We start from the raw sequence: 3,507 nt of genomic DNA on the forward strand, positions 1-3,507 counted from the left end.
GACGCGACCGCGGTCGCGTCGGTGGCCCCGGACGCCCAGGTCGCGAAGGTGCTTTCGTTCGCGGCGGAGGAGATCGTCCCGAGGCTGGCCGGGACCACCGCCGAGCTGGACGCCGTGCTGCACGCGCTGGACGGCGGGTACATCCCGGCCGGGCCGAGCGGGTCGCCGCTGCGCGGGCTGATCAACGTGCTGCCGACCGGGCGGAACTTCTACACCGTCGACCCGAAGGCGATCCCGAGCCGGCTCGCCTGGGAAACCGGGCAGGCACTGGCGGACTCGCTGCTTCGCCGGTACCGGGAGGACACCGGCGACTGGCCGCGGTCGGTCGGGCTCTCGGTGTGGGGCACGTCGGCGATGCGGACGTCCGGCGACGACGCGGCGGAAGTCCTGGCCCTGCTGGGCGTCCAGCCGGTCTGGGACGAAGCATCCCGGCGCGTCACCGGCATCGAAGCGATCCCGCTGGCCGAACTGGGCCGGCCCCGGATCGACGTCACGATCCGGATCAGCGGGTTCTTCCGGGACGCGTTCCCGCACGTGATCGCCCTGATGGACGACGCGGTGCGGCTGGTGGCCGGGCTGGACGAGCCGCTCGAAGAGAACTTCGTCCGCGCGCACGTGTCCGCCGACTTGGCGGCACACGGCGACGACCGCCGCGCGACGACCCGGATCTTCGGCTCGAAGCCGGGCGCGTACGGCGCGGGCCTGCTGCCGTTGATGGACAGCGGCAACTGGCGCGACGACAAGGACCTCGCCGAGGTGTACGCGGTGTGGGGCGGCTTCGCGTACGGCCGCGACCTGGACGGCCGCCCGGCACGCGAGGACATGGAAAGCTCGTACAAGCGCATCGTGGTGGCGGCGAAGAACACCGACACGCGCGAGCACGACATCGCGGACTCGGACGACTACTTCCAGTACCACGGCGGCATGATCGCGACGGTCCGCGCGCTGACGGGCGCGGCCCCGGCGTCCTATGTGGGCGACAGCACCTCGCCGGACGCGGTCCGCACGCGCACGCTGGGTGAGGAGACGGCGCGGGTGTTCCGCGCGCGAGTCGTCAACCCCCGTTGGCTCGCGGCGATGCGCCGCCACGGCTACAAGGGCGCGTTCGAGCTGGCGGCCACAGTGGACTACCTGTTCGGCTTCGACGCCACGGCCGGCGTCGTCGGCGACTGGATGTACGAGAAGCTGACCGAGTCCTACGTGCTCGACGAGGTCAACCAGGAGTTCCTGCGCCAGGCGAACCCGTGGGCGTTGCGCGGAATCGTGGAGCGCCTGAACGAGGCGGCGGACCGCGGGCTGTGGGCGGACCCGGACCCGGCGCTGCTGGAGCAGATGCGCGAGGTCTACCTCTCCCTGGAGGGCGACCTCGAGTCGGAGTGACTGCAAGCGGTTTGCAGGCCGTGGCGGCTACGCTTTGCCTTCCCCACCCAGGAAGGACGAAGACTTGAAGAAGGTTCTGGGCGTCGCCGCCGCGGCACTGATCGCCACGCTCACCCTCGCGGCGCCCGCCTCCGCGGCCGAGCACACGAAGCACATGCACACCGGAGACGCGTACGGCAGCGTCACCGGCTGGAGCGGTGAAGGCGTGTTCACCGAGGAAGGCGATCGCGTCCACATCTGCGACACCGACGCCGACGGCCGTGGCGTCGCGATCTACGTCTACAAGGGGACCCCGGCGGACGGCTACCTGCGCTACAGCATGCAGGTCGGCGGCAACGGCAACTGCGTCACCAAGAGCGCGGCCGACGGCGGGGTCTACGACCTCCCGGAGTCCCGCGTCGGCTTCAAGTTCTGCCGGTACTGGAAGGAAGACAAGATAGTCCACACCGGCGAGTGCAAGGACTACGACTTCCTGAACGACAACAGCTGAGCGGAAACGCCCGGGAAACGCGGGCCGGGGTTGGGTGGCGGGCATGATCACCGCCGCTCCCCCGAGAACCCGCCCCTGGGCGCTTCCGCTCGTCTGCCTCGGCGCCGCCCTGCTCTACGCCTGGAAGATCGGCGACGGCCAGCTCGGGAACACCTACTACGCCGCCGCCGCCAAGTCGATGACGGAGAGCTTCACCAACTTCCTCTTCGGCTCCTTCGACCCCTACGGCGTCGTCACGGTCGACAAACCGCCGCTCGCGTTGTGGCCGCAAGCGCTTTCGGTGCTGGTCTTCGGCTACCACGGCTGGGCACTGCTGCTGCCCCAAGTGCTCGAAGGCGTCGCCGCGGTGTTCCTCCTGCACCGCACCGTCCGGATCTGGGCCGGCGAGCACGTCGCCCTCCTGGCCGCCGCCATCCTCGCGCTGACGCCCGTCACCGTGATCATCAACCGGGACAACAACCCCGACACCCTGCTCGTCCTCTTCCTCGTCGCCGCCGCGTACGCGCTCACCCGCGCGCTGCGGGACGGCCGGAAATGGCTGTGGTGGTGCGCGTTCTTCGTCGGCTGCGGCTTCCTGACCAAGATGCTGCAGGCGTGGATCATCGTGCCCGCCCTGGTCGCCGCCTACCTCGCCGGGACGAGCGGGCCGCTCCGGCGGCGTCTGCTCGACGTCCTCGGCGCCGGGGGCGTGCTGGCCGTCTCGTCGTTCTGGTGGATCGCCCTCTACGACTGGTGGCCCGGCGCCAAGCCGTACATGGGCGGCAGCCGAGACGGCTCGGCCTGGGACCTCGTGTTCGGCTACAACGGCTTCGGCCGCCTCTCCGGCGACGGCGAGGGCGGCGGCATGATGATCATGCGGAACGGGCAGCAGACCATGTCGTCGTTCGGCGGCGATCCCGGGCCCGGCCGGATGTTCAACGACCTCGTCGGCGGGCAGATCTCGTGGCTGCTGCCCCTGTCCCTCGTCGTCCTGGTCGTCATCGGCCGCCGGTGGCGCGAGGCCGGCTGGCTGCTCTGGGGTGGCTGGCTGCTGGTGACGGCCGTCGTCTTCAGCTTCGCCGGCGGCATCTGGCACCCCTACTACACGACGGCGATGGCACCGGCCGTCGCCGCGGTCTCGGCCGCCGGGCTGGCGCTGCTGTGGCGGCAGCACCGGCGCACCCTCCTCCCGCTGGTCGTCGCCTTGACCGCGGCCTGGGCGTTCGTGCTGACTTCGCGGGACACGTCGTTCCACGGCTGGACACGCTGGGCGGTGCTCGGCACGGGCGTCGCCGCGGTGGCGTGGCTGGTCGTCGAGCCGGGCCGGCGGGCGCTCGTCGCCGCGCTGGTGCCGCTGCTGCTCACCCCAGCGGTCTGGTCGTACGCGGCGGCGCAGAGCACCTCCGCCGGGACGTTGCCCGCGGCCGGCCCCGCCACGGGCCCCGGGCCGATGCCACCGCCGTCGCCGTCGCCCGGTGGGCCGCAGCCCCGGCTGATGCTCGCGGGTGGTGACGGCGCGACGAAACTGTCGGACGAGCAACGCCGCATCCTCGACTACGCCCGCCGCAACGGCACCGAGATCACCCTGGCGGTGAACGCCGAAGCGGGCACGGTCGCGCCGTTCCTCATCGACTCCGACGCGACCGTGCCCGCTTCGG

3 protein-coding genes are annotated in these 3,507 nt (G+C 71.5%); all 3 read left to right on the forward strand.

Annotation, left to right across the window (positions count from 1 at the left end; translation table 11 throughout):
• On the forward strand, positions 1 to 1,380 hold a 1,380-nt coding region (locus tag CCN39_RS48535), incomplete at its 5' end, for a cobaltochelatase subunit CobN (protein WP_208630701.1).
• Between the two features lie 64 nt (positions 1,381 to 1,444).
• Positions 1,445 to 1,870, forward strand: coding sequence for a hypothetical protein (locus CCN39_RS48540; protein ID WP_086853983.1), 426 nt, complete (start codon positions 1,445 to 1,447; stop codon positions 1,868 to 1,870).
• Positions 1,871 to 1,913: 43 nt separating this feature from the next.
• On the forward strand, positions 1,914 to 3,507 hold a 1,594-nt coding region (locus tag CCN39_RS48545; protein ID WP_086853985.1), incomplete at its 3' end, for an ArnT family glycosyltransferase.

This window comes from Amycolatopsis kentuckyensis (assembly GCF_002155975.1).
Lineage (GTDB): Bacteria > Actinomycetota > Actinomycetes > Mycobacteriales > Pseudonocardiaceae > Amycolatopsis > Amycolatopsis kentuckyensis.